This window comes from Sphingobium sp. JS3065 (genome assembly GCF_026427355.1).
Lineage (GTDB): Bacteria > Pseudomonadota > Alphaproteobacteria > Sphingomonadales > Sphingomonadaceae > Sphingobium.
The window spans coordinates 2,530,446-2,555,105 of record NZ_CP102664.1; the positions used below are offsets into that span (position 1 = coordinate 2,530,446).

Genomic DNA, 24,660 nt, shown 5'->3' on the forward strand with positions numbered 1-24,660 from the left:
ACCGGCTTTCCTCCGGCGTCCTTCCTGCTGGTCTGGGGGCGCTCCAAAGCACCCCTTCTCGCTGTTGCACTATCGTTGAAATAAATGCGGACAAGTCAAGAGGCTGTTCACCATTCTCCTATCGCTGGGGCAGCAGATCGAGGTTGCGGGACGCGGCAATCGCCCGGATGCGGTCCGGCCGGGGCATGGATTTGACCGCGATTTCCGCCACATCGCCCGCGCTGAACAGCTCCACATTGCCGACGTTGAATATACGCTGGCCCAACGTCTGGGTAATACGCACGCTGCGGATGCTGGACAGCGCGATCTCCGTCCGCTGCTTGGCCAGCAGCCCGCGCTCCAACAGCACTTCCCGGTCGGAAAGCGCCAGCCGCTCGCCCTTGCGCAACACCCACCACACGCCGATGGCCAGGATGCCGACGACGGAAATCAGCAGCAGGATGAACAGGAAGGGATGCGCACGGAACATCGCGGGATGCTCATCGTACAGCCATGTCTCGCTCACGCCATTCCCCTGTCGCTTACCGCCTGAATAGGCGCAAGCATTGACCATGGAAGCAGCGCCACGGTCAAGCGGGATGCGGCCCTAGAGCGATTTCCAGTCCGATGGCATCATCTGACGTTTAAGAAATCGCGGTAAAACAAAGAAATAGAGCGGTCGATCTGATTCAATCAGATCGAAAACCGCTAGCCCTCATCCCCCATGCGCAGCGCGGCGATGAAGGCCTCCTGCGGGATCTGGACGGACCCATATTCGCGCATCCGTTTCTTGCCCTCTTTCTGCTTCTCCAGCAGCTTCTTCTTGCGGGTGATGTCGCCGCCATAGCATTTGGCGGTCACATCCTTGCGCATCGCCGCGATGGTTTCGCGAGCGATCACCTTGCCCCCGATCGCCGCCTGAATCGGAATCTTGAACAGATGGCGGGGGATCAGATCCTTCAGCCGCTCGCACATGCCGCGTCCGCGCGATTCGGCGGTGCCCCGGTGAACGATCATGGAGAGCGCATCGACCGGCTCGTTATTGACGAGGATGCCCATTTTGACGAGATCGCCCTCTCGCGTGCCGATCTGGTGATAGTCGAAGCTGGCATAGCCGCGCGAGATCGACTTGAGCCGGTCGTAAAAGTCGAACACCACCTCGTTGAGCGGCAGTTCATAGGTCACCTGCGCCCGCCCGCCGACATAGGTCAGATTCTTCTGAATGCCGCGCCGGTCCTGGCAGAGCTTGAGGATGCTACCCAGATATTCGTCGGGGCAGTAGATCACCGCCTCGATCCACGGTTCCTCGATAAAATCGATATGGTTGGCGTCGGGCATGTCGGCCGGGTTGTGGAGGTGCCGCGTCGTCCCGTCATTCATATGGATTTCATAGACCACCGACGGCGCGGTGGTGATGAGGTCCAGATCATATTCGCGCGTCAGCCGCTCCTGGATAATCTCCAGATGCAGCAGCCCCAGGAAACCGCAGCGAAAGCCGAAGCCCAGCGCCGCCGACGTCTCCATTTCGAAGGAAAAGCTGGCGTCGTTCAGCCGAAGCTTGGAAATCGAATCGCGCAGCTTCTCGAAATCATTGGCGTCCACCGGGAACAGGCCGCAGAACACCACCGGCTGCACTTCCTTGAAACCCGGCAGGGCTTCCTTGGCCGGGTTCTTGACCGTGGTGATGGTGTCGCCCACGCGGGTCTGGCTGATGTCCTTGATCTGCGCGGTGATGAAGCCGATCTCGCCCGGCCCCAATTCCGCCAGTTGCTCGATCTTCGGCCGGAAACAGCCGACGCGGTCGATCAGATGCTCGGTGCCGCCGATCATGAACTTGATGTTCTGGCCCTTCTTGATGACGCCGTTCATCACGCGCACCAGGATGACGACGCCCAGATAGGGGTCGTACCAGCTATCGACCAGCATCGCTTCCAGCGGCGCTTCGCGGTCGCCCTTGGGCGCGGGAATCTTGGCGACCACCGCTTCCAATATGTCGTCGATGCCGATGCCCGACTTGGCGCTGGCCAGCACCGCTTCCGATGCGTCGAGGCCGATCACTTCCTCGATCTCCGCCTTCACCTTCTCCGGCTCGGCGGCGGGAAGGTCGATCTTGTTGATCACCGGCACGATCTCATGATCATGCTCGATGGACTGGTAGACGTTCGCCAGCGTCTGCGCTTCCACGCCCTGCGCCGCGTCGACCACCAGCAGCGCGCCCTCGCACGCTGCAAGGCTCCGGCTCACCTCATAGGCGAAGTCGACATGGCCCGGCGTGTCCATCAGGTTCAGCTCATAGGTTTCGCCATTTTTCGCAACATAATCGAGGCGCACGGTCTGCGCCTTGATGGTGATGCCGCGTTCCTTCTCGATATCCATATTGTCGAGAACCTGGGCGCTCATCTCCCGGTCGGTCAGCCCCCCGGTGCGCTGGATCAGGCGGTCGGCCAGGGTCGACTTGCCATGGTCGATATGGGCGATGATCGAGAAATTACGGATGTGCGAGAGATCGGTCATGGCCGCGCCGATAGCAGCCATTTGCGGGCATGTCAGCAGGCACGCGTATCGGCGCGCCCGCTAAGGGCATAGCGATGATAACCATTCGCATTGCTTGCGCGCCCAGACGGTTGTGCTAGAGCTTGGGTCCAATATCGGGGCGCCACAAAAGCAAAACGACTTCCGCAACTTTCAGGGGTGCATGACAATGCGTGTGTTCGCGAAATTCGTCGCTGCCGCAGCCGGGCTGGCTGTCGCGGCTTCTCCGGCGATGGCCGCCGACAAGGGTTCGTCCGCCCGGCAGCAGCAGGCCAAGAAAACCGCCGAAATTCCTCATTGCACCCGCCGCATCGGCACGGTGGCGATTGTCGAGCCGGACAATCAGTGGTGGCGTGAACTGAACCTGGGCAGCCCGGAGGCGATCCTCAAGGTGTTCATCCAGCAGTCGGGCTGCTTCGGCATCGTCAATCGGGGCCGCGCCATGGCCAGCCGCAACCTGGAGCGCGCCATGGCCGACTCCGGCGAATTGCAGGCGGGGTCGAACCTGGGCAAGGGCCAGGTGAAGGCGGCGGATTATTACCTGCAGCCCGACATCGTCTCCTCTAACAAGAATTCGGGCGGCAACGCGCTGGGCGGCATGCTCGGCGGCATGCTCGGCGGCCGGACCTTCGGCGCGCTGGCCGGCGGCATCTCGATCAAGAAGAGCGAGGCCAATGTGACGCTTTCGATCGTCAACGCCCGCACGACCGAGGAAGAGGCGCTGACGGAGGGCTATTCCCGCAAGTCGGACCTCAGCTTCGGCGGCGGTGGCGGTGCAGGCTGGTGGGGCGGTCTCGCTGCGGTCGGCGGCGGTGGCTATCAGAATACGGAGATCGGGCAGGTGATCGTGCTGGCCTATCTCGACGCTTATACCAAGCTGGTGACGCAGCTAGGCGGCCTGCCCGCCAATGCGGCCGCAGCGGCGCCTCGCGCACAGTAAGCGACGTTATTACGGAAAGGGCGCCGCCGGAGATGCCGGCGGCGCCCTTTTTGTGTCGGCCTTAGCTCGATCGATCCGCCTGCTTTTGGCCAATGGCGGACATTAGATATCCGTTCGCCCTGAGCGAAGTCGAAGGGCTCTGCTGAGCGGAGGCGAAGCATGGAAGCCTCGCTCCGCTCGGCTGAAGGCTTCGACTTGCCGAAGGCAAGTTTATCCTGAGCGCCTGCCCTGGCAGGCAGTCGAAGGGCTCAGCCCGAACGGAAACTGAACGTCCGCGCTCCACCCATCTAAGCCACAAGAAGCCCGCTCACACTCGGCCCGACGCCACCTCCGTCAGCACCGCCCGCTCCCGACGCCGCCGCCACCAAGTCAAAATAGCCTCCCCCACCGGTCGTTCGACCGCCCGGTTGATGATCGTCCCCAAAGCCAGCGCCACCGCAAAAGCCGCCGCAAAGCCCGCCCACGGATTATATCCCGCGTCCGCCATTTTCAGCATCACGACAAAGCCGACATGCTGGTGGATCAGATAGAAGGAATAGCTGATCCCGCCCATCCAGACGAGCGGCGGAAAGCGCAGAAACCGCAGCCTCCCGGCGATCAACGCCGCGAAAACCGCCAGCAGGATCAGACCCGTCAGAGTGATGTCCCAACTGTCGACGGTGGCGATCGACAGCAGCGCCAGTGTGGCATGGGGTGCCTGGTCCCGCCAGCGCCGCTGCCCCGCCCAAACGCGATAGGACAATATGCCGATGATGAAGAAGGGCAGATAGCGCAGCACCAGCAGCATCACGATCCGCTCCGGCATGCCCGGCCACAGCGCATAGAGCCAACGCAGCATCAGCCAACCAGCCAGCACCGGCTCCAGCCGCCTGAGGCCCGTCCATTTCCAGATCGACAGCATGCAGAAGTAAAAGGCGATCTCGACCGTCAGCGTCCAATAGGCGCCGTCAACCTCCGGCAGGAAGGCGAAGCCCTGCAACATGGTGAAATTGGCCAGGATCGCGCCCGGCCCGATCAACAGTTGCGACACCCGCGCCAGATATTCGACCCCCAGCGTCAGCAGCATCGCAACCAGATAGGCCGGATATAGCCGGGCGAAGCGGTTGATCAGGAAATCCGCGACGGTCCGGATGCGCTCAAGCGTGAAGAAGATCGCAAAGCCCGAAATGGCGAAGAACAGCAGCACCCGATAATTGCCGCCCAGGAAGTTGAAGGGCACATGGGCCGCCTGCGGGAACAGTTCATGGAAGCGGGTGGAATAATGGAAAACCAGCACGCACAGTGCGCCCAGACCGCGCAAGGCGTCCAGTTCCGTCAAGCGGCGAGTGGAAGGGTGCGCCCCCGTCATGCCCGCGCCATAGCAACAGAACAGCAATCTTTCCGTTAATATCGTGGTTAAGACGGCACTTATCTCTGACGGGCTGACAATGCTCCCGTCCCCCTAAGGCCGCTCCGCCTCCGCCGCCCGCTTCAACCCCTGCAATTGCTCGGCCAGAACCTTGTCGACAAGTGGAGCGATCTTGGCCGCCCCGACCCGCATGTAGCCGCCCACGACATAGCTCATTTCGACCCGCACGCCCTTCCCAGCGGGAGCAATGTCGAAAGTCAGCGTCCCGGTCACGGCTTCCGCCTGCAACGGCCCCAGCGCTCCTGAAAGCCGCAATTGCCTGCCCGGCGCGGCATGGATCACGCGGCCATGCTCGACGCTTCCAGCCTGCCCATCCTTGCCCGGCACCTTTTCGCAGAAACAGCCGCCCGCCACGGGATCAAGGCTGAGATTGGCCGCATCGCCGCTATAGCTATGCTCCCCGTTCCACCAGCGGGCCGGTTGCCCCAACAGCCGGTAAACGGTCGCCGCATCGGCGGCGACATCGACGCTATTCTCCACCGCAAAGCCGATATCGCTGCTACCCGTAACAGCAGAATGGGCCGGCGCGGCCATCGCCACACCAGCCCATATCCAAGATCCATGTCGCTTCATCACGCCCTCCCATGCAGGGGGCAGGATAATGGGGTTCGCCGGATTTTCCGAGTCGTCCGTTATGGCTTCCGACGCGGAAAAATTCGGTTCAGCCGTTCTTGCCGTCCAATATGGCCCCGACGGCGACGGTCACATCGTCCATGTCGGCCATGCCGTCGACCCGCGACACGATGCCGCGCGCTTCGTAGATCGGCAGGATCGGCGCGGTCTTGGCGCGATATTCGGCCATGCGGGTCCGCACGGTTTCCTCATTGTCGTCCGGACGGCGCTTGAACTCATGGCCGCCACATTTGTCGCAGCTACCCTCGACCTTCGGCGTCTTGAACCTGTCGTGATACCCCTCGCCGCAGGTCGCGCAGGTGAAGCGGCCGGTGATGCGCTCGACCAGCGCGTCTTCGTCCACTTCCAACTCGATCACATGGTCGAGCGTGCGATCGCGGTCCGCCAAAATTCCGTCAAGCGAATGGGCCTGCGCCTCGGTCCGGGGATAACCGTCGAAGATCACGCCGGTCTCTGCCGACAGCGCATCCAGCGCCTCGCCAATGATGCCCGACACGATCTCGTCCGACACCAGTTCGCCCGCCTCCATCACGGCCTTGGCCTTAAGGCCGATCGGCGTTCCGGCCTTCACCGCCGCGCGCAGCATGTCGCCCGTCGATAGCTGCACCATGGCCCGGCTGTCTACCAGACGGGTAGCCTGCGTTCCCTTGCCGGCGCCCGGAGGGCCGAGCAATATGATATTCATGTCGCGCATTCTCCCCTGTTTTCGCGCTTCCAACCGCGCTGCATCTTCAGCGCAGACGCCCCTTCAGCTTTGCCTTCTTGATCAGGTCCCCATATTGATGGGCCAGCAAATGGCTCTGAATCTGCGTCACAGTGTCGACCGTAACATTGACCACGATCAACAGGCTAGTCCCGCCAAGGTAGAAGGGAATGCCTGCGCGGGCGATGACGAATTCCGGCACCAGACAGATGAAGGCCAGATAGGCCGCGCCGATCACCGTGATCCGGGTCAGCACATAGTCGAGATAGTTTTCGGTGTTCTTTCCCGGACGAATGCCGGGGATGAAACCGCCGTTGCGCTTCAGATTATCGGCCGTCTCTTCCGGATTGAACACCACGGCGGTGTAGAAGAAGCAGAAGAAGACGATGCCAAGGCCATAAAGCCCCATATAGACCGGGCTGCCATGCGACAGATACTGGTTCAGCGTCAGCACGAAATCGCCCAGCTTGCTCTCACCCGCGACGGTCTGTCCCGCAAATTGGGAGACGGTGAGCGGCATCAGCAACAGCGAACTGGCGAAGATCGGCGGGATCACGCCGGCGGTGTTGACCTTGAGCGGCAGATGGCTGCGGTCCGCCTGCATCAGTCCCTGGCGCGTCTGGCGCTTGGGGTATTGGATCAGCACTCGCCGCTGCGCCCGCTCCATGAAGCAGATGAAGGCGATCAGGCCAAAGCCCAACACAATCACCAGGAAGATGACCAGACCCGAAATCGCGCCCGTGCTGCTCGACTTGAACAGGTTGCTCAGCGTCACCGGCAATTGCGCGACGATGCCCGCCATGATGATGAGCGACACGCCATTGCCGATCCCGCGCGAGGTGATTTGCTCACCCAGCCACATCAGGAACATGGTGCCGCCGATCAGCGATATGACCGCCGCGACGCGGAACAACATGCCCGGATCGACGACCGCCTGCACCCCCGACTGGGCGCCGAAACTCTCCAGCCCCACGGCGATGAAATAGCCTTGAACGGCGGTCAGGCCGACGGTGCCGTAGCGGGTATATTGGTTCAGCTTCTTGCGCCCGCTCTCGCCTTCCTTCTTGATCGCCGCGAGTTGCGGCGAGAGGCTGGCGGCGAGCTGCACCACAATCGACGCCGTGATGTAGGGCATCACGCCGAGCGCGATCAGGCTCATGCGCGAAAGCGACCCGCCGGAGAAGGTGTTGAAGATGTCGAGGATGCCGCCATTGGTCTGCTTGTAAAGCTGCGACAGGGCGGTCGGATCGACGCCCGGCAGCGGCACGAAGCTGAGGAAGCGAAAAACGATCAGCGCGCCCAGCGTGAACCACAGGCGCTTCTTGAGGTCGGTCGCCTGGCTGAACTTCGCCAGGCTGAGATTGGATGCGAGCTGGTCGGCTCTCGATGCCATCTTGGCTGCCCTTCAAAACATCTTGCCGGAGTCACGCTCCAGCCTGAATCGCTAACCCCTTAGCGGGGCCATGGGGCGCTGTCGAACCGGGAATTGCCGCACTTGCGACAAATAGCACCCCCGATGCACATGACCCCGCCGACCCATATCGGGCAGCGGGGTCACGCTTGCAAGACTTGTAAGGCCAGATCAGGCCTTTGCAGCAGCCTTCTTCGCGGCAAGGGCAGTGCCCTTCTTGGCCTTGGCCTTCTCCGCCGCCGGAACGACTTCGATCACGTCGACCTTGCCGCCAGCCTTCTCGACCGCTTCGACGGCGCCCTTCGACACGCCCGCGACCAGGAAGCTGACCTTCGCGGTCAGTTCACCCTTGGCGAGCAGACGCACGCCGTCCTTGCCGCCACGGGCCAGGGCAGCAGCCTTCAGCGCCGCATGGTCGATGGTGGCGTTGGCGTCCAGCTTCCCGGCGTCGATCGCCTTCTGCACCGCGCCCAGGTTCACGATCGCGTAATCCTTTGCGAAGATGTTGTTGAAGCCGCGCTTCGGCAGACGCATGTGGAGCGGCATCTGGCCACCCTCGAAACCGTTGATGGCAACGCCCGAACGTGCCTTCGCACCCTTCTGGCCGCGACCGGCGGTCTTGCCCTTGCCCGAGCCGATACCACGGCCGACGCGCATCCGGCCCTTGCGGGCGCCGGCATTGTCGTTGAGTTCGTTAAGCTTCGTCATTGTGCACTCGCTTTCGCTATGTTCGCGCGGAGGTTCGATCCTCTCGGATCGAACCGAAGCCCCAGCGAAAGCTGGGGCCGGGTTGATCTGGACGCTTCCTCGCGGAAGTCATCCTGCGGCCAGGGGTCTCCTCATCGAGGACGCGCCATCTGGCCTGAGATCCCGGCCTCCGCCGGGATGACGAAAGTGGGCATATTGCCCGCTTTCATAAAACGAAAGAGGGGTTCCCCCCTCTCCCGCTTCATTCCTTGATGATCGAAAGGCTCAGTCTTCGACCACCGCCACCATATGGGGCAGCTTGGCGATGGCGCCGCGGACTTCCGCAGTGTCTTCCAGCTCCACCACGCGGTGCATCTTGCCAAGGCCGAGGCCGATCAGAATCTTCTTCTGGGCTTCGGGACGGCGGATCGGCGAACCGATCTGCTTGATCTTGATCTTCGCCATATCAGTTACTCCGCAATCGCTTCGGCGTCGGCCTGAGCGACTTCGGCCGAGGCCCCACCGCGACGAAGCAGGTCGGCGACCTTCTTGCCGCGACGCTGCGCCACCGACTTGGGGCTGGTCTGCTCGCCCAGCGCCGCGAAGGTCGCCCGGATCATGTTATAGGGGTTCGACGTGCCGTTCGACTTGGTCACGACGTCCGCGACGCCGAGGCTTTCGAACACGGCGCGCATCGGACCGCCGGCGATGATGCCCGTACCGGCAGGCGCCGAACGAACCGTCACCTTGCCCGCACCGAAATGGCCCAGGCCGTCATGGTGCAGCGTGCGGCCTTCCTTCAGCGGAACGCGAACCATCGCCTTCTTGGCCGAAGCGGTCGCCTTGCTGATGGCTTCAGGCACTTCGCGCGCCTTGCCATGGCCGAAGCCCGCGCGGCCCTTGCCGTCGCCGACGACGACCAGAGCGGCGAAACCGAAGCGCTTACCGCCCTTGACGGTCTTCGAAACGCGGTTGATGTGAACCAGCTTCTCGATCAGCTCTTCGCCCTGTTCCTCGTCGCGGTTGCCGCGACGGTCGTCGCGACGGCCACGGCCGCCACGCTCGCCACGGTTGCGATCGCCGCCACGACCACGGCCACGGCCGGGACCACGACCTTCGGTCGGTGCCGCTTCAACGCCCTCGACGGGCGCGACGACTTCGTTGGTGTTTTCGTCAGCCATGATCAGAACTCCAGCCCGGCTTCACGGGCCGCATCGGCCAGCGCCTTGACGCGGCCATGGAACAGGAAACCACCACGGTCGAACACGACCTTGGTGACGCCGGCAGCGGTCGCCGCGGCGGCGACGCGCTTGCCGACTTCGGCGGCGGCCTGCGAGGTGGCGCCGGTCTGGCCACGCACATCCTTGTCCAGGGTCGACGCGGCGGCCAGGGTCTTGCCCTGCGCATCGTCGATGACCTGGGCGTAGATGTGACGGCCCGAACGGTGGACGCTGAGGCGGGGCTTGTGGCCCGACACTGCCTTGAGCGAGGTGCGAACGCGGCGGCGACGCCGCGCGAAGAGGGAAAGCTTTGCCATCTTACTTCTTCTTCCCTTCCTTGCGGAAGATGAACTCGCCGGCGTATTTGATGCCCTTGCCCTTATAGGGTTCGGGCTTGCGCCAGCGGCGGATTTCGGCAGCAACCTGACCCACCTTCTGCTTGTCGATGCCGCTGATCTCGACCGTGGTGTTATCCGGGGTCTTGATCTCGATCCCTTCGGGGATCTCGAAATCGACGTCATGCGAATAGCCGAGCTGCAGCTTCAGGGTCTTGCCCTGCGAGTTGGCACGGTAACCGACACCGGTGATCAGCAGCTTCTTGGAAAAGCCTTCGGTCACGCCAGTGATCAGGTTCGCGATCAGCGTGCGCTGCATGCCCCAGAAAGCGCGGGCGCGCTTGCTGTCGTTTGCAGGCTGCACGGCGATCGAGCCGTCTTCGATGCTGTAGGTCACTTCGTCGGCCAGCGGCAGCGACAGGGTACCCTTGGGGCCCTTCACCGACAGCGCACCGTCAGCGATGGCAGCGGTCACGCCCGCAGGGACGGCGACCGGCTTTTTACCAGTACGGCTCATCAGAACACCTCCGCCAGCACTTCGCCGCCGACATTCTGTTCCCGCGCTTCCGCGTCGGACAGAACGCCACGGGGCGTCGAGACAATCGTGATGCCCAGACCGTTGCGGATCACCGGCAGTTCCTTGGAACCCGAATAAACGCGGCGGCCCGGCTTGGACACGCGGGCGACATGCTTGATCGCCGGCTGGCCTTCGAAATATTTCAGCTCGATGCGCAGGCCGGGATGGTTGCCGAGCAATTCCTCCGAATAGCCACGGATGTAACCTTCGCGCTGCAGCACGTCGAGCACGCGGGCGCGCAGCTTCGAAGCGGGGGACATCACGCTGTCCTTCTTCGCCTGCTGCCCGTTGCGGATGCGGGTGAGCATATCACCCAGGGGATCGGTCAATGCCATTTCAAATGATCCTTACCAGCTCGACTTGGTGACGCCGGGGATCAGGCCCTTGTTGGCCAGATCACGCAACTGCACGCGGCAGAGACGGAATTTGCGGTAATATGCGCGGGGACGCCCCGTCAGTTCGCAGCGGTTCCGAACGCGGGTCGGATTGCCGTTGCGGGGGATCTCCGCCATCTTCAGACGCGCGATCAGACGATCGCTGTCATCGGCCGCGGTATCATTCGCGATCGCCTTGAGCTTCGCATAACGGCCGGCATATTTCTTCACCAGCTTCTTGCGACGCTCGTTCTTGTTGATCGAACTCAGTTTCGCCATGACTTAAGTTCTCTTCCTTAGCTTAAGCGTTTGGGAGAGAAGCGGGGCCCTTTCAGGCCGCCTGCTTCTCTTCGAGCGGGAAGGGGAAACCGAAGAGGCGCAGCAGTTCGCGCGCTTCATCGTCCGTCTTCGCCGTGGTGGTCACGATGATGTCCATGCCGCGCACCTTGTCGATGCGGTCATAGTTGATCTCGGGGAAGATGATCTGCTCCTTGATGCCGAAGGCATAATTGCCACGGCCGTCGAAGCTCTTCGGGTTGAGACCGCGGAAGTCGCGCACGCGGGGCAGAGCAACGTTGATCAGACGATCAAGAAACTCGTACATGCGCTCACGACGCAGCGTGACCTTGGCGCCGATCGGCATGCCTTCACGCAGCTTGAACTGCGCGATCGACTTGCGGGCCTTGGTGATGACCGGCTTCTGGCCGGCGATCAGTTCCATCTCCTCGGCGGCCGAAGTGACCTTCTTCTTGTCCTGGGTCGCTTCGCCCACGCCCATGTTGAGCGTGATCTTCTCGATCTTGGGCACCTGCATGACGTTCTCATAACCGAACTTCTCGGTCATCGCCTTGACGATTTCGGCGTCATACTGCGCCTTCGAGCGCGGAATGTACTTGTCGCTCATTACAGCACCTCACCGGACTTGACGGCGACGCGGACCTTCTTGCCGTCGCGATCCTCGAAACGGACGCGGGTCGGCTTGCCATCCTTGTCGGCGACAGCGACGTTCGAAATGTGGAGCGGCGCGGGCTTGCGCTCGATGCCGCCCTGCGGGTTCGCCTGGTCGGGCTTGCGGTGACGCGCATGCACGTTGATGCCTTCGACGAGAACCTTGTCGTCCTTGGGCAGCACCTGCAGGACGGCGCCGGTGCGGCCCTTGTCCTTGCCGGCCAGGACGACGACCTTGTCGCCCTTCTTGATCTTCGCAGCGCTCATTACAGCACCTCGGGGGCAAGCGAGATGATCTTCATGTGCTTCTTAGCGCGCAGTTCGCGAACGACCGGGCCAAAAATACGGGTGCCGATCGGCTCCTCGTTCTTGTTGATGAGCACAGCGGCATTGCCGTCGAAGCGAATCACGCTGCCATCAGCGCGACGCACGTCCTTGGCGGTGCGCACGATGACGGCGCGATGCACGTCACCCTTCTTCACCTTGCCACGAGGCGCAGCTTCCTTGATCGAGACGACGATGATGTCGCCTACGCTCGCGAAGCGACGCTTCGAGCCGCCCAGCACCTTGATGCACTGGACGCGCTTGGCGCCGCTGTTGTCAGCGACGTCAAGATTGGATTGCATCTGGATCATGGATCCGGTTCCTTCTTATTTGGCCTACCGGGGCAATTCCCGGCGGTTCCGAATTTCACTGCCTAGAGTCCCCTAAGCCGAACCTTTGACTCTACGCGAAGCGCGGGCCTGTACCCTTTCCATGAGAAAAAGGCCAGCCCCGCGCCGCATTTTTAGTTCAAAGGCTCAACGAGCCTCCCTCAAGCCGCCGTTTCCGGCGACTTGTGGGTGTCCACGCGCTCGATGACCTTCCAGGTCTTGAGCTTGGAAATCGGAGCGGTCTCTTCGATGCGGACCGTTTCGCCTTCCTTGTAGACATTGCCCTCGTCATGGGCATGGTACTTCTTCGAACGGCGGATGATCTTGCCATAGAGCGCATGTTTTACCTTGCGCTCTACGCGAACCACCACCGTCTTGTCGGTCTTGTCGGAAACCACCGTTCCCGTCAGCACGCGCTTGGGCATCGTGTGTTCCCTTCTTACTTCGCGGCCGAGCGCGAACGCTCGGTCTGCAGCGTCTTGATCTGCGCGATCGACCGGCGGACTTCCTTCACGCGGCTGGGCTTTTCCAGCTGGTTGGTGGCCGCCTGGAAACGCAGGTTGAACTGCTCGCGCTTCAGGTTGTTCAGTTCGGTCGACAGTTCGTCGTCCGACTTGGTCTTGAGGTCAGCTACATTCGCCACGGATTAACCCTCCAGGTGGGAGGTGTCGCCGAGGCGAGCGACAACCTTCGTCTTGATCGGCAGCTTCATCGCGGCGCGCGAGAAAGCCTCTGCTGCGAGCGGGCCGGGCACGCCGTCCAGTTCGAACAGGATGCGGCCGGGCTTTACGCGCGCCGCCCAATATTCGACCGAACCCTTACCCTTGCCCTGACGGACTTCGGCAGGCTTCTTGGAAACCGGAACGTCGGGGAACACGCGGATCCACAGACGGCCCTGACGGCGAATGTGGCGAGTGATCGCGCGGCGAGCCGCTTCGATCTGACGTGCGGTGACGCGCTCGGGTTCCAGGGCCTTCAGACCATAGGAGCCGAAATTCAGGTCCGAACCGCCCTTGGCGTCGCCCTTGATCCGACCCTTGAAGGTCTTACGGAACTTCATTTTCTTCGGTTGCAGCATGACGCTATTACCTTCTTATCTTCAGCGCGCCGAAATCAGCGAGCAGGCCGCACGCCGGAGGTCTGAGCCTCCAGCATCAGCCGATCGGTGGCCATCGGATCGTGACCAAGGATTTCACCCTTGAAGATCCAGACCTTGATGCCGCACACGCCATAAGCGGTGTGGGCCTCGGCTTCGGCATAGTCTACATTCGCGCGCAGCGTGTGCAGCGGAACGCGGCCTTCGCGATACCATTCCACGCGGGCGATCTCCGCGCCGCCCAGACGGCCGCCGCAGGTGATCTTGATGCCTTCGGCGCCCAGACGAAGAGCCGACTGCACCGCACGCTTCATCGCGCGGCGGAACGCCACGCGGCGCTCCAACTGATCGGCGATGCCCTGCGCCACGAGCTTGGAATCGACTTCCGGCTTGCGGATTTCGACGATGTTCAGGCTGACGTCCGAAGAGGTCAGGCTGCCCAGCTTCTTGCGCAGCTTTTCAATGTCCGCGCCCTTCTTGCCGATAATGACGCCCGGACGGGCGGCATAGATCGAAATGCGGCACAGCTTGGCCGGACGCTCGATCACGACCTTGGAGATCGCGGCCTGCGGCAGGTTCTTCATGATAAACTGGCGGATCTTCAGATCCTCCAGCAGCAGGCGGCCGTAATCGGCGCCTTCCGCGAACCAGCGGCTGTCCCAGGTGCGGTTGATCTGCAGGCGCAGACCGATCGGATTGCTCTTGTGACCCATAGTCTTACGCCTCCGCTTCTTCAGCAGCTTCACGCACCACGATGCGCACGCGGCTGAAGGGCTTCAGGATCCGGGTCGACTTGCCGCGGCCGCGGGCGTGGAAGCGCTTCAGGGTGAAGCTCTTGCCCACCGATGCTTCCGCCACGACCAGCGCGTCGACGTCCAGATTGTGATTGTTTTCCGCATTGGCGATGGCCGAAGCCAGCACCTTGCGCACGTCGACCGCCATCGCCTTTTTGGAGAAGGCGAGGATGTTCAGCGCGTCCTCGACCTTGCGGCCGCGGATGAGCGTGGCGACCAGGTTCAGCTTCTGGGCCGAACCGCGGATCTGCGTGCCAACGGCCAGCGCTTCATTGTCGGCGACGCGACGGGGAGCCTTTTCCTTGCTCATTAGCGCTTGCCCTTCTTGTCGGCGGCATGGCCGGGGAAGTAGCGGGTCGGGGCGAATTCACCCAGCTTGTGACCCACCATATCCTCGTTCACCGAGACCGGCACATGCTTGCGGCCATTATAGACGTTGAACGTCAGGCCAACGAACTGCGGCAGGATGGTGGAACGGCGCGACCAGGTCTTGATCGGACCCGAACGGCCACCGGCGTCCTGCGCCACTTCCGCCTTCTTCAGAAGGCTGAGGTCCACGAACGGACCTTTCCAGACGGAACGAGCCATCTCGCTTACCTCTTCTTCTTCGCGTGGCGGCTACGGATGATGAACTTGTCCGTCGCCTTGTTGTGGCGGGTGCGCGCACCCTTGGTCGGCTTGCCCCAGGGCGTGACCGGATGACGGCCGCCCGAGGTCCGGCCTTCACCACCGCCATGCGGGTGATCGACCGGGTTCTTCGCCACACCGCGCGTCAGCGGACGCTTGCCGAGCCAGCGGTTACGGCCGGCCTTGGCAAGGTTGGTGTTGGCATTGTCCGGGTTCGACACGGCACCGACGGTGCCCATGCAGTCCGAACGGATGTAACGCTGCTCGCCCGAGGACAGGCGGACCATCACCATGCCACGATCGCGGCCGACCAACTGGGCGTAGGTGCCAGCCGAACGGCAGAGCTGACCGCCCTTGCCGGGCTTCATCTCGATATTGTGGATGATGGTGCCGACCGGCATCTGGCCCAGTTCCATCGCATTGCCCGGCTTCACGTCGGTCTTCTTGCCCGCGACGACCTTGTCGCCGGGCGCCAGACGCTGCGGCGCCAGGATATAGGCCTGGGTGCCGTCGGGATAGTTTACCAGCGCGATGAAGGCGGTGCGGTTAGGGTCATATTCCAGACGCTCGACCGTGCCCTCGACGTCCCACAAGCGACGCTTGAAGTCGATGATGCGGTAGCGCTGCTTGTGACCGCCGGCGATGCCGCGCGAGGTCACATGGCCCTTGTTGTTGCGGCCGCCGGTCTTGCGCTTGCCTTCGGTCAGCGCCTTGACGGGCTTGCCCTTGTGCAGGCCGCTGCGGTCGACGAGGATCAGGCCGCGCTGCGCCGGGCTCGTCGGATTATAGCTCTTAAGCGCCATGGTCAGCGCACTCCTTCGGTGATGTCGATCGACTGGCCATCAGCCAGGCGAACGATCGCCTTCTTGACGTCCGAGCGAGTGTAGGGCTTGCCCTTCCACTTCTTCGTCTTGCCCTTGACGACCAGCGTGTTCACGCTCTTGACGGTCACGCCCCAGAGCGCTTCGACGGCAGCCTTGATCTCCGGCTTGGTCGCGTCATTGGCAACCTTGAAGACGACGGCGTTATTCTCTGAGAGAAGGGTCGACTTCTCGGTGATGACCGGCGCTACAACCACATCGTAATGACGGTTGCTCACAGTCGCGGCTTCTTTCTTAGCCATTGAAACGGGCCTCCAGCTTTTCGACCGCGGCGCGGGTGAGCACCAGCGAGTCGGCCTTCAGTATGTCGTATACGTTGGCGCCAACGGCCGGCAGCAGGTTCACGCCGACGATGTTGGCCGAAGCCTTCGCGAAGCTGACGTTGACCGCGTCGCCGTCGATGAACAGGGCCTTGGTCAGGTTCAGCTTGGCAAGGTGGGCGACCAGAGCCTTGGTCTTGCCTTCCGCCACATCAAGATTGTCGAGAACGATCAGCGAACCGTCCTTCGCCTTCGACGACAGGGCCATTTTCAGGCCTAGCGCACGAATTTTCTTGTTGAGGTCGTGACCGAAGTCGCGGGCGCGGGCGCCGTGAGCCTTACCACCGCCGATGAAGACGGGAGCGCGGCGATCGCCGTGACGAGCCGTACCCCCGCCCTTCTGACGACCGAACTTCTTGCCGGTGCGGGCAACGTCCGAACGTTCACGGGTAGCACGGGCAGGCGCACGACGCTTTTCCAGCTGCCAGGTGACGACGCGGTGCAGAATGTCGGTGCGGGGCTCAACGCCGAACACGGCATCGTTCAGCTCCAGCTCACCGGCGGCTGCGGCATCGAGGGTCTGTACATTGACCTTCATGATTAGCCCTCCTGGCCTTCGGTCGCTTCGGGAGCGACTGCTTCTTCAGCAGGCGTTTCGGCCGGAGCGTTGTTGCTGTTGGCGGCCTGCTTCAGGCTCGCCGGATACGGGGCATCCGCCGGACGCTTCACCTTGACGGCGTCGCTGACGGTCAGCCAGGTGCCCTTGGCGCCCGGAACGCTGCCCTTCACGAACAGCAGACCGCGTTCGACGTCCGTCCGGACGATTTCGAGATTCTGCTGGGTCCGCTCACGGTCACCCATGTGACCCGCCATCTTCTTGTTCTTGAAGACGCGGCCCGGATCCTGACGGTTACCCGTCGAACCATGGGCACGGTGGCTGATGGACACGCCGTGGGTGGCGCGCATGCCGCCGAAGCCCCAGCGCTTCATGGCGCCAGCAAAACCCTTACCCTGGGTGTGACCGGCGACGTCGACCAACTGGCCGGCGATGAAATGATCGGCCGCGATCTCGGCGCCGACATCGAGGAGCGCGTCCTCGGCGACACGGAATTCGACCAGGCGCGCCTTCGGCTCCACTTCCGCCTTGGCGAAGTGGCCGCGCTGCGGCTTGGCGACATTCTTGACCTTCGCGACACCCGCACCGAGCTGAACCGCGACATAACCGTCACGATCGACTTCCTTGCGGGCCACGACCTGATTGCCCTCAAGGGCCAGAACCGTAACCGGAATATGACGTCCGTCCTCCTGGAACAGACGGGTCATCCCGACTTTCTTAGCGATCACGCCTGTGCGCATCACCGATTACTCCCATAGAGGCCCGCCTTAGCAGCGGGCGTATCCAACGAAAAAACCGCTCAGGATCTCTCCTTCGCGGCCCAACCCAAGTATAGATCACCCCGTCCGGGTTGGATGCCGACCCCTCACCGGGACCAGCGACGGGGGACCAGGACCACGCGCCTTTCCGGTTCACCGGAAGGGCCGTGCGGTATCCCTTGTGTCGTTTGAGCTTCCGATTGCCCGGAATGCCCGATACCCTGCCCTCCTTGAGGAAAGCAGGGACTTGCTGACTTAAGCCAGCTTGATCTCGACGTTGACGCCGGCCGCGAGGTCCAGCTTCATCAGCGCGTCGACCGTCTGCGGCGTCGGCTGCACAATGTCAAGCATACGCTTGTAGGTGCGGACCTCGAACTGCTCGCGCGACTTCTTGTCGATGTGCGGACCACGGTTGACCGTGAACTTTTCGATGCGCGTCGGAAGGGGAATCGGACCGCGAATAAGGGCGCCGGTGCGGCGGGCGGTGTCGGCGATATCGCCGGTCGCCTGATCAAGCACGCGATGATCGAACGCCTTGAGGCGAATGCGGATGTTGCTGTCCATTGTTCCTGTACCGATGCGAAAGAGCCAAAAACTCAGAGCATTTTCAAAAATCAGCCGGAGCAGCCGATGATTTGTGAAAATGCGCCAACCAAAAAATATCCGCCCCGTTCATTGCCCTTCTAGCTCATGCGAGCCGGAGAAAGGCGATCCGGGGCGGTAAAAAACTCAGCGGCGCGAATCAGGCGATTCGCGCCGCTGCGGTCCTATATTACTTCGAGATCGTGCCGACAACCCCTGCGCCGACGGTCCGGCCGCCTTCGCGGATCGCGAAGCGCAGACCCTGGTCCATAGCGATCGGAGCGATCAGCTTGACGCCGAGCTTCACATTGTCGCCGGGCATGACCATCTCGGTGCCCTCGGGGAGGATCACTTCGCCGGTCACGTCGGTGGTGCGGAAGTAGAACTGCGGACGATAGTTCGCGAAGAACGGGGTGTGACGGCCGCCTTCTTCCTTCGACAGAACATAGACTTCCGCGTCGAACTCGGTGTGCGGGGTGATGGTGCCGGGCTTGGCCAGAACCTGGCCGCGCTCGACTTCTTCACGGCCCACGCCACGGATCAGCGCGCCGATGTTGTCGCCCGCACGACCTTCGTCGAGCAGCTTGCGGAACATCTCGACGCCGGTGACGGTGGTCTTGCGGGTATCCTTGATACCGACGATCTCGACTTCTTCACCAACCTTGACGATGCCGGTTTCGACACGACCGGTCACGACGGTGCCGCGGCCCGAGATCGAGAACACGTCTTCGATCGGCATCAGGAAGGGCTTGTCGATCGGACGCTCCGGCTGCGGGATGAAGGTGTCGACCGCCTCCATCAGCTTCAGAACGGCCTGCTTGCCGATTTCGTCGTTCGTGCCGTCCAGCGCCTTCACGGCCGAGCCGGGGATGACGGGGATGTTGTCGCCGTCGAAGTCGTAGGACGACAGCAGCTCGCGGATTTCCAGCTCGACCAGCTCGAGGATTTCGGCGTCGTCGACCAGGTCGACCTTGTTCATGAACACGACGAGCTGCGGCACGCCGACCTGGCGGGCGAGCAGGATGTGCTCACGGGTCTGCGGCATCGGGCCGTCGGTGGCCGAAACGACGAGGATGGCGCCGTCCATCTGGGCCGCACCGGTGATCATGTTCTTGACGTAGTCGGCGTGACCCGGGCAGTCGACGTGCGCGTAGTGACGGGCTTCGGTCTCATATTCGACGTGGGCGGTCGAGATGGTGATGCCGCGCTCGCGCTCTTCGGGAGCCTTGTCGATATTGGCATAGTCAACGAAGGTCGCGCCGCCGGTTTCGGCGAGAACCTTGGTGATCGCCGCGGTCAGCGAGGTCTTGCCATGGTCGACGTGACCGATGGTGCCGATGTTGCAGTGCGGCTTGTTCCGCTCAAACTTAGCCTTAGCCATTTTATCCTACCTTCTAATCAAATCAGCTTTGGTCTGACCGCTCGGCCGCGCCTCGCGAAGGCGCGTCCATAGCAGCAAATTTACAGATTACCAGCCCTAACCGAACCGGTTGCCCGGTTCGGCCAGAGGATTCTTCAGGCCATCTTCGCCTTGACTTCGTCCGCCACATTCTGCGGCACTTCGTCATAGTGCGAGAAGATCATCGAATAGTTCGCGCGCCCCTGAGTGAAGGACCGCAGCGAGTTCACGTAGCCGAACATGTTGGCCAACGGCACCATCGCCTCGACCACCTGCGCGTTGCCGCGGGTGTCGGTGCCCTGGATCTGGCCACGACGGCTGTTCATGTCGCCGATGACGTCGCCCAGATATTCCTCCGGGGTGACGACTTCGACCTTCATGACCGGTTCAAGCAGCGTGATGCCCGACTTCTGAGCCGCTTCGCGCATCGCGGCGCGGCCCGTGATTTCGAAAGCCAGAGCCGACGAGTCGACGTCGTGATAGGCGCCGTCATACAGGTTGATTTCGAAGTCGATGATCGGGAAGCCGATGAGCGAGCCGGTGGCCGCCGTTTCGCGCATGCCCTTTTCGATCGCGGGGATATATTCCTTGGGAATATTGCCGCCCTTGATCTCGTCCTTGAAGATGATGCCAGCGCCGCGCTCGCCCGGCGTCAGCTTCACCTTGATGCGGCCGAACTGGCCGGTGCCGCCCGACTGCTTTTTGTGGGTGTAGTCGATGTCGACGGGCTTCTTGAGATATTCGCGATAGGCCACCTGCGGCGCGCCGACATTCGCCTCGACCTTGAACTCGCGCTTCATGCGGTCGACCAGGATTTCGAGGTGAAGTTCGCCCATGCCCTTGATGATGGTCTGGCCCGATTCGTGATCGGTCGTGACGCGGAAGGACGGATCCTCGGCAGCCAGGCGGTTGAGCGCGACACCCATCTTTTCCTGGTCGGCCTTGGTCTTGGGTTCCACCGACAGTTCGATCACCGGCTCGGGGAATTCCATCCGCTCCAGAATGATCGGCTGGCGCTCCGCGCACAGCGTATCGCCGGTGGTGGTTTCCTTCATGCCGGCCAGCGCGACGATGTCGCCCGCATAGGCGGCTTCGACGTCTTCACGGCTGTTGGCATGCATCAGCAGCATGCGGCCGATCTTTTCCTTCTTGTCCTTGACCGAGTTCAGATAGGTGCCCTTGGTCAGGGTGCCCGAGTAGACGCGCAGGAAGGTCAGCGATCCAACGAACGGGTCGTTCATGATCTTGAACGCCAGACCGGCGAAGGGCGCGTCATCCGCGGTCTTGCGGCTGTCGGGTTCTTCGGTGTCGGGATTGATGCCCTGCACGTCGGGAATGTCCAGCGGCGAAGGCAGATAGTCGACCACCGCGTCGAGCAGCGGCTGAACGCCCTTGTTCTTGAATGCCGAACCGCACAGCACCGGCACGAAGGCCTGCTCCAGCGTACCCTTGCGGATCAGCTTCTTGAGCGTGGCGGTATCGGGTAGATTACCTTCCAGATAGGCTTCCATCGCCTCATCGTCCTGTTCGACGGCGAGTTCGATCAGCTTTTCGCGATATTCGGCAGCCTTGTCGGCGAGGTCGGCCGGGATTTCCTCATAGCTGAACTCGGCGCCCAGATTCTCATCCTTCCAGATGATGGCGCGGTTCTCGACCAGATCGACCAGGCCCTTGAAGTCCGACTCTGCACCGATGGGCAGATAGAGGACGGCCGGGGTGGCGCCCAGACGGTCGATGATCGTCTGCACGCAATAATAGAAATTGGCGCCGGTGCGGTCGAGCTTGTTGATGAAGCACATCCGCGGCACCTTGTACTTGTCCGCCTGGCGCCACACGGTTTCCGACTGCGGCTCCACGCCCGCGACGCCGTCGAACGCGGCGACCGCGCCGTCCAGCACGCGCAGCGAACGCTCGACTTCGATGGTGAAGTCGACGTGGCCGGGGGTGTCGATGATGTTCAGCCGGTGGTCGTTCCAGAAACAGGTCGTCGCGGCCGAGGTGATGGTGATGCCCCGCTCCTGCTCCTGCTCCATCCAGTCCATGGTGGCGGCGCCGTCATGGACTTCGCCGATCTTGTAGGACTTGCCGGTATAATAAAGGATACGCTCGGTCGTGGTGGTCTTGCCGGCGTCGATATGCGCCATGATACCGAAATTGCGATAGCGTTCGAGCGGATGGCTGCGGGCCATGATGCTTCTCCGTTGCCGGCACGCCGGCGGTGAGTGAATGAGTCTTGCGGCTGGCCCCTAAACCAATCCGTCCGCCATGGGTAGCCCCACGGCGAACGGACCGATATTCAAAACCAGAAAGGCGAAGCGGGCGCCGGAGCGCCCGCCCCGATTACCAGCGGTAGTGCGAGAAGGCGCGGTTCGCTTCCGCCATGCGGTGCGTGTCTTCGCGCTTCTTGACCGCATTGCCGCGGTTGTTGGCGGCGTCCAGCAGCTCACCCGACAGGCGGGCGGCCATGGTGGTTTCGCTGCGGTTGCGCGAAGCCGTGATCAGCCAACGGATCGCCAGCGCCTGGGCGCGCTCGGGGCGCACTTCGACGGGAACCTGGTAGGTCGCACCGCCGACGCGGCGGCTGCGGACTTCGATGCCGGGCTTCACATTGTTCAGCGCGTCATGGAACATGCCGATCGGGTCCTTCTTGGACTTCGTCTCGACAGTTTCGAGCGCACCGTAAACGATGGACTCGGCGACGGCTTTCTTGCCATCCTGCATGATGCTGTTCATGAACTTCGACAGCACGATATCACCGAATTTGGGATCGGGCAGGATAACGCGCTTTTCGGGGCGACGACGACGTGACATGCTTTAGTCTCCCTTACTTCGGACGCTTGGCGCCGTACTTCGAACGGCTCTGCTTGCGGTCCTTGACGCCCTGGGTATCCAGAACGCCGCGCAGCACGTGATAACGCACACCGGGAAGGTCGCGCACGCGGCCGCCGCGGATCAGCACGACGCTGTGCTCCTGAAGGTTGTGGCCTTCACCCGGAATGTAGGTGATGACTTCGCGCTGGTTGACCAGACGCACCTTCGCCACCTTGCGGAGAGCCGAGTTCGGCTTCTTCGGGGTCGTCGTGTAGACACGGGTGCAAACGCCGCGCTTCTGCGGGTTCGCTTCCATGGCAGGGACCTTCGACTTGGTCTTCTGCAGTTCGCGGCCCTTGCGGACCAACTGGTTGATCGTTGGCATGAAGCCCTTCACCTTTTTCAGTTACTTTACCTGCATTCCCGCGTTCCTTGCTCCCGAAGCGACCCGCCTCAAACGAATCGCCTCCAAACAGCAAAGGCCCCGGCGGAAACCCGCCCGGAGCCGCAAGAGCACCGGCAATGTTCAGCTCTGATGCCCCCAGAACCGGATAGGGTGCGAACGAATCCGTCCATTCCGGGCCTTCGGGCTGGCGCGCCTATAGCCATGGCCGTCCCACGGGTCAAGGACGAGGCCAACCGGGGCCTTCCGCTCCCGAAAATTTTTGAATCGGCCGGAACCAAAATCACGGCTCCACGTTTCGTCCCGCTCATCTTTCGATTCGTCACGAGTCCGCTCTCCAGGATTCGCGCGACTCGATTCCTTTTGTTAGCGCCCCGTTCACTAAAAGAACGGGGTCGCAATTGTCGCAACAGAATAAGATGGGGACAGCCGTCCTCCGGGCCAGGATGATTGCCCTGTGGTCGAAACTGTGCCCGGAGCGGGAGATTTTTCTGCGCTCCGGCGGCCAGGTGAAGTTCATTCGCATCTCGCGCAAGGCGCAGTTCGCCGCCGCCATCGCCTCCTCCGCGCTGATCGGCTGGGTGGGCCTCACCTTGTCCATGGCCATCGGCAGCGCGAAGGTCGAACAGGATCGCGCCGCCCTCACCGCACAGGGGAAGGCCGTCGCCAGCACCGCCAGTCAGGTCGCCAGCTATCGCAAGTCCGTCGACCAACTCGCCCATGAACTGGAAGAGCGGCAGGATTTCATGGACGATCTCTACCGCACCCATTTCGGCAAGGAGGACGCGGCGCCCGCCCAGAATGTGATCGGCAAGCCCGATGCGGGGACCGGAACGGGCGCGCCCAAGCTGGACACCAAGATCAGCGCCGCCCCCGAAGCGGCCCCGCTGCTCAAGATCGACGCGCGCCAGCGCCGCTTCGCCGCCCTGCTGACCGGCGCGGTCGAGCAGCGCGCCGACAAGGCGGCCGCCGCGATCCGCAGCTTCGGTCTCAACCCCGACAGCCTTGCGCGCAGCGCCGCCCGCGCCCAGGGCGGCCCCTTCGTCCCGTGGGAAGGGCAGGACGCCATGCCGGACGAATTTGAAAAGCTGGCCAAGGCGCTGTCCCGTATGGAATTTCTGGAAGCCAGCCTGCTCGCCATCCCTTCCGGCAAGCCCACCGCGACGCCGATGCTGAGCAGCAGCTACGGTTATCGCAGCGATCCCTTCAACGGCCATGCCGCCTTCCATGCGGGCCTCGATTTCCCCGGCAGCATGGGCCAGCCGATCCTGGCCGCCGCATCAGGCAAGGTCAGCTTCGTCGGCCAGCGCAGCGGCTATGGCAATGTGGTGGAGGTCACGCACGGCAACGGCCTGATGACCCGCTATGCCCATTTGTCCGGCTTCGAACGGCGCGTCGGCCAGCAAGTCGCACGCGGCGAAAAGATCGCCCGCATGGGTTCGACCGGACGCTCTACCGGCCCGCATCTTCATTTCGAGGTGCGCGTGAACGGCAATGCCATCAATCCCCGCCGCTTCCTAGAGGCCCGCAAAGATGTTCTCCAGATCCAGCAAATCGCCACGGCGCGCCTCGCAGATGTCGGCGACCGGGGCTAAGAACACCCCCTTCTCCCTGATCGGCGGCGACGTGATGATCAGCGGCAACCTGACCGCCAGCGTCGACCTGCATATCGACGGCATGGTGGAGGGCGACATACGCTGCGCCGCCCTGGTGCAGGGGCCGGACAGCCGCATCACCGGCCATGTCGTGGCGCAGAGCGCGCGGCTTGCGGGACTGGTCGACGGATCCATCACGGCGGAGGAACTGGTGGTGGAAAGCAGCGCGCGGATCACCGGCGACGTCATTTATGACAGCATCTCGATCGCACCGGGCAGCCGCATCGAAGGGCGCTTCACCCACAAGGAAAATGGGCCTATGGCGGTGAGTGAACTCAAGCTGATCACGAGCGAGAGCGCCGGCTGAGGATTCGACCGGTCCTACGACCAGTTTTGGCCAATTGCGGGCACAGGTCTCATTAGCCGAGCGGAGCGAGA

Annotated in this window: 34 protein-coding genes; 3 read left to right on the forward strand and 31 right to left on the reverse strand. The window is 62.5% G+C overall.

What is annotated here, in order from left to right; all coding sequences use genetic code 11:
- Positions 1-118: 118 nt before the first annotated feature.
- Together NUH86_RS12350 and lepA are read right to left on the reverse strand one after the other, a co-directional pair.
- Positions 119-505 carry a PH domain-containing protein gene (locus NUH86_RS12350; RefSeq protein WP_267249788.1) on the reverse strand — a complete coding sequence of 129 codons (387 nt, stop codon included), beginning with the start codon at positions 503-505 and terminating at the stop codon, positions 119-121.
- A gap of 182 nt (positions 506-687) precedes the next feature.
- Complete coding sequence (gene lepA / locus NUH86_RS12355) at positions 688-2,493, reverse strand: translation elongation factor 4 (protein ID WP_267249789.1); 1,806 nt, start codon at positions 2,491-2,493, stop codon at positions 688-690.
- A gap of 187 nt (positions 2,494-2,680) precedes the next feature.
- Between lepA and NUH86_RS12360 the strand changes: the two genes are divergently transcribed.
- On the forward strand, positions 2,681-3,451 hold the full coding sequence (locus tag NUH86_RS12360) for a CsgG/HfaB family protein (RefSeq protein WP_267249790.1): 771 nt from the start codon (positions 2,681-2,683) through the stop codon (positions 3,449-3,451).
- A 307-nt stretch (positions 3,452-3,758) separates the two neighbouring features.
- On the opposite strand, the gene NUH86_RS12365 is transcribed toward NUH86_RS12360, so the two are convergent.
- The 29 genes from NUH86_RS12365 to rpsL form a co-directional block, all read right to left on the reverse strand.
- Positions 3,759-4,799, reverse strand: coding sequence for an acyltransferase family protein (locus NUH86_RS12365; protein WP_267249791.1), 1,041 nt, complete (start codon positions 4,797-4,799; stop codon positions 3,759-3,761).
- 93 nt (positions 4,800-4,892) lie between these two features.
- Positions 4,893-5,432, reverse strand: a complete 540-nt coding sequence (locus NUH86_RS12370; protein ID WP_267249792.1) for an SRPBCC family protein — start codon at positions 5,430-5,432, stop codon at positions 4,893-4,895.
- Between the two features lie 88 nt (positions 5,433-5,520).
- Positions 5,521-6,177: an adenylate kinase gene (locus NUH86_RS12375; RefSeq protein WP_267252129.1), complete on the reverse strand. Its 657-nt coding sequence runs from the start codon at positions 6,175-6,177 to the stop codon at positions 5,521-5,523.
- Positions 6,178-6,223: 46 nt separating this feature from the next.
- Positions 6,224-7,588, reverse strand: coding sequence for a preprotein translocase subunit SecY (gene secY, locus NUH86_RS12380; RefSeq protein WP_267249793.1), 1,365 nt, complete (start codon positions 7,586-7,588; stop codon positions 6,224-6,226).
- Positions 7,589-7,777: 189 nt separating this feature from the next.
- Positions 7,778-8,314 (reverse strand): 50S ribosomal protein L15, encoded by a 537-nt coding sequence (gene rplO, locus NUH86_RS12385; RefSeq protein WP_267249795.1) that lies wholly within the window; start codon positions 8,312-8,314, stop codon positions 7,778-7,780.
- Positions 8,315-8,578: 264 nt separating this feature from the next.
- Positions 8,579-8,758, reverse strand: a complete 180-nt coding sequence (rpmD, locus tag NUH86_RS12390) for a 50S ribosomal protein L30 (RefSeq protein WP_267249797.1) — start codon at positions 8,756-8,758, stop codon at positions 8,579-8,581.
- Between the two features lie 5 nt (positions 8,759-8,763).
- Complete coding sequence (rpsE, locus tag NUH86_RS12395; protein ID WP_013847754.1) at positions 8,764-9,474, reverse strand: 30S ribosomal protein S5; 711 nt, start codon at positions 9,472-9,474, stop codon at positions 8,764-8,766.
- Between the two features lie 2 nt (positions 9,475-9,476).
- Positions 9,477-9,830, reverse strand: a complete 354-nt coding sequence (gene rplR, locus NUH86_RS12400; protein WP_013847755.1) for a 50S ribosomal protein L18 — start codon at positions 9,828-9,830, stop codon at positions 9,477-9,479.
- Between the two features lies 1 nt (position 9,831).
- Complete coding sequence (rplF, locus tag NUH86_RS12405) at positions 9,832-10,365, reverse strand: 50S ribosomal protein L6 (protein WP_013847756.1); 534 nt, start codon at positions 10,363-10,365, stop codon at positions 9,832-9,834.
- Positions 10,365-10,760: a 30S ribosomal protein S8 gene (gene rpsH / locus NUH86_RS12410; protein ID WP_013847757.1), complete on the reverse strand. Its 396-nt coding sequence runs from the start codon at positions 10,758-10,760 to the stop codon at positions 10,365-10,367. Before rpsH ends, rplF begins: the two co-directional genes overlap by 1 nt.
- Positions 10,761-10,772: 12 nt before the next feature.
- Positions 10,773-11,078: a 30S ribosomal protein S14 gene (gene rpsN, locus NUH86_RS12415; protein ID WP_007707881.1), complete on the reverse strand. Its 306-nt coding sequence runs from the start codon at positions 11,076-11,078 to the stop codon at positions 10,773-10,775.
- 52 nt (positions 11,079-11,130) lie between these two features.
- Positions 11,131-11,703, reverse strand: a complete 573-nt coding sequence (gene rplE, locus NUH86_RS12420; RefSeq protein ID WP_267249800.1) for a 50S ribosomal protein L5 — start codon at positions 11,701-11,703, stop codon at positions 11,131-11,133.
- Positions 11,703-12,014, reverse strand: coding sequence for a 50S ribosomal protein L24 (rplX, locus tag NUH86_RS12425; protein WP_267249801.1), 312 nt, complete (start codon positions 12,012-12,014; stop codon positions 11,703-11,705). The genes rplE and rplX overlap by 1 nt, the downstream gene beginning before the upstream one ends.
- Positions 12,014-12,382 (reverse strand): 50S ribosomal protein L14, encoded by a 369-nt coding sequence (rplN, locus tag NUH86_RS12430; RefSeq protein WP_007686569.1) that lies wholly within the window; start codon positions 12,380-12,382, stop codon positions 12,014-12,016. The genes rplX and rplN overlap by 1 nt, the downstream gene beginning before the upstream one ends.
- Positions 12,383-12,561: 179 nt before the next feature.
- Entirely contained in the window at positions 12,562-12,825 is a 264-nt protein-coding gene (gene rpsQ / locus NUH86_RS12435; RefSeq protein WP_006960320.1) for a 30S ribosomal protein S17, read from the reverse strand.
- 14 nt (positions 12,826-12,839) lie between these two features.
- Entirely contained in the window at positions 12,840-13,043 is a 204-nt protein-coding gene (gene rpmC, locus NUH86_RS12440) for a 50S ribosomal protein L29 (protein ID WP_267249802.1), read from the reverse strand.
- Between the two features lie 3 nt (positions 13,044-13,046).
- Positions 13,047-13,478 carry a 50S ribosomal protein L16 gene (gene rplP, locus NUH86_RS12445; protein WP_267249803.1) on the reverse strand — a complete coding sequence of 144 codons (432 nt, stop codon included), beginning with the start codon at positions 13,476-13,478 and terminating at the stop codon, positions 13,047-13,049.
- A 35-nt stretch (positions 13,479-13,513) separates the two neighbouring features.
- On the reverse strand, positions 13,514-14,209 hold the full coding sequence (rpsC, locus tag NUH86_RS12450) for a 30S ribosomal protein S3 (protein WP_267249804.1): 696 nt from the start codon (positions 14,207-14,209) through the stop codon (positions 13,514-13,516).
- 4 nt (positions 14,210-14,213) lie between these two features.
- Entirely contained in the window at positions 14,214-14,600 is a 387-nt protein-coding gene (gene rplV, locus NUH86_RS12455; protein ID WP_013847761.1) for a 50S ribosomal protein L22, read from the reverse strand.
- Positions 14,600-14,878 (reverse strand): 30S ribosomal protein S19, encoded by a 279-nt coding sequence (gene rpsS, locus NUH86_RS12460; protein WP_007686576.1) that lies wholly within the window; start codon positions 14,876-14,878, stop codon positions 14,600-14,602. The genes rplV and rpsS overlap by 1 nt, the downstream gene beginning before the upstream one ends.
- A gap of 5 nt (positions 14,879-14,883) precedes the next feature.
- Positions 14,884-15,720, reverse strand: a complete 837-nt coding sequence (gene rplB, locus NUH86_RS12465; RefSeq protein WP_021239761.1) for a 50S ribosomal protein L2 — start codon at positions 15,718-15,720, stop codon at positions 14,884-14,886.
- 2 nt (positions 15,721-15,722) lie between these two features.
- Complete coding sequence (locus NUH86_RS12470; protein WP_267249805.1) at positions 15,723-16,040, reverse strand: 50S ribosomal protein L23; 318 nt, start codon at positions 16,038-16,040, stop codon at positions 15,723-15,725.
- Positions 16,033-16,656, reverse strand: coding sequence for a 50S ribosomal protein L4 (gene rplD, locus NUH86_RS12475; RefSeq protein ID WP_267249806.1), 624 nt, complete (start codon positions 16,654-16,656; stop codon positions 16,033-16,035). Before rplD ends, NUH86_RS12470 begins: the two co-directional genes overlap by 8 nt.
- 2 nt (positions 16,657-16,658) lie before the next feature.
- The gene (rplC, locus tag NUH86_RS12480; RefSeq protein ID WP_150291263.1) at positions 16,659-17,414 is read right to left on the reverse strand and encodes a 50S ribosomal protein L3; all 756 of its coding nucleotides are present in this window, start codon (positions 17,412-17,414) and stop codon (positions 16,659-16,661) included.
- Between the two features lie 273 nt (positions 17,415-17,687).
- Positions 17,688-17,996 carry a 30S ribosomal protein S10 gene (gene rpsJ, locus NUH86_RS12485; protein WP_007686587.1) on the reverse strand — a complete coding sequence of 103 codons (309 nt, stop codon included), beginning with the start codon at positions 17,994-17,996 and terminating at the stop codon, positions 17,688-17,690.
- Between the two features lie 208 nt (positions 17,997-18,204).
- Entirely contained in the window at positions 18,205-19,395 is a 1,191-nt protein-coding gene (gene tuf, locus NUH86_RS12490) for an elongation factor Tu (RefSeq protein WP_267249807.1), read from the reverse strand.
- A 134-nt stretch (positions 19,396-19,529) separates the two neighbouring features.
- On the reverse strand, positions 19,530-21,602 hold the full coding sequence (fusA, locus tag NUH86_RS12495; RefSeq protein WP_267249808.1) for an elongation factor G: 2,073 nt from the start codon (positions 21,600-21,602) through the stop codon (positions 19,530-19,532).
- A 151-nt stretch (positions 21,603-21,753) separates the two neighbouring features.
- Positions 21,754-22,224 carry a 30S ribosomal protein S7 gene (gene rpsG / locus NUH86_RS12500; RefSeq protein ID WP_066560556.1) on the reverse strand — a complete coding sequence of 157 codons (471 nt, stop codon included), beginning with the start codon at positions 22,222-22,224 and terminating at the stop codon, positions 21,754-21,756.
- Positions 22,225-22,237: 13 nt separating this feature from the next.
- Entirely contained in the window at positions 22,238-22,609 is a 372-nt protein-coding gene (gene rpsL / locus NUH86_RS12505) for a 30S ribosomal protein S12 (protein ID WP_007686591.1), read from the reverse strand.
- Between the two features lie 437 nt (positions 22,610-23,046).
- On the opposite strand from rpsL, the gene NUH86_RS12510 reads away from it, so the two are divergent.
- Both NUH86_RS12510 and NUH86_RS12515 read left to right on the forward strand, forming a co-directional pair.
- Positions 23,047-24,222, forward strand: coding sequence for a M23 family metallopeptidase (locus NUH86_RS12510; protein WP_267249809.1), 1,176 nt, complete (start codon positions 23,047-23,049; stop codon positions 24,220-24,222).
- Positions 24,203-24,589, forward strand: a complete 387-nt coding sequence (locus NUH86_RS12515) for a bactofilin family protein (protein WP_267249810.1) — start codon at positions 24,203-24,205, stop codon at positions 24,587-24,589. Before NUH86_RS12510 ends, NUH86_RS12515 begins: the two co-directional genes overlap by 20 nt.
- Positions 24,590-24,660: the final 71 nt, after the last annotated feature.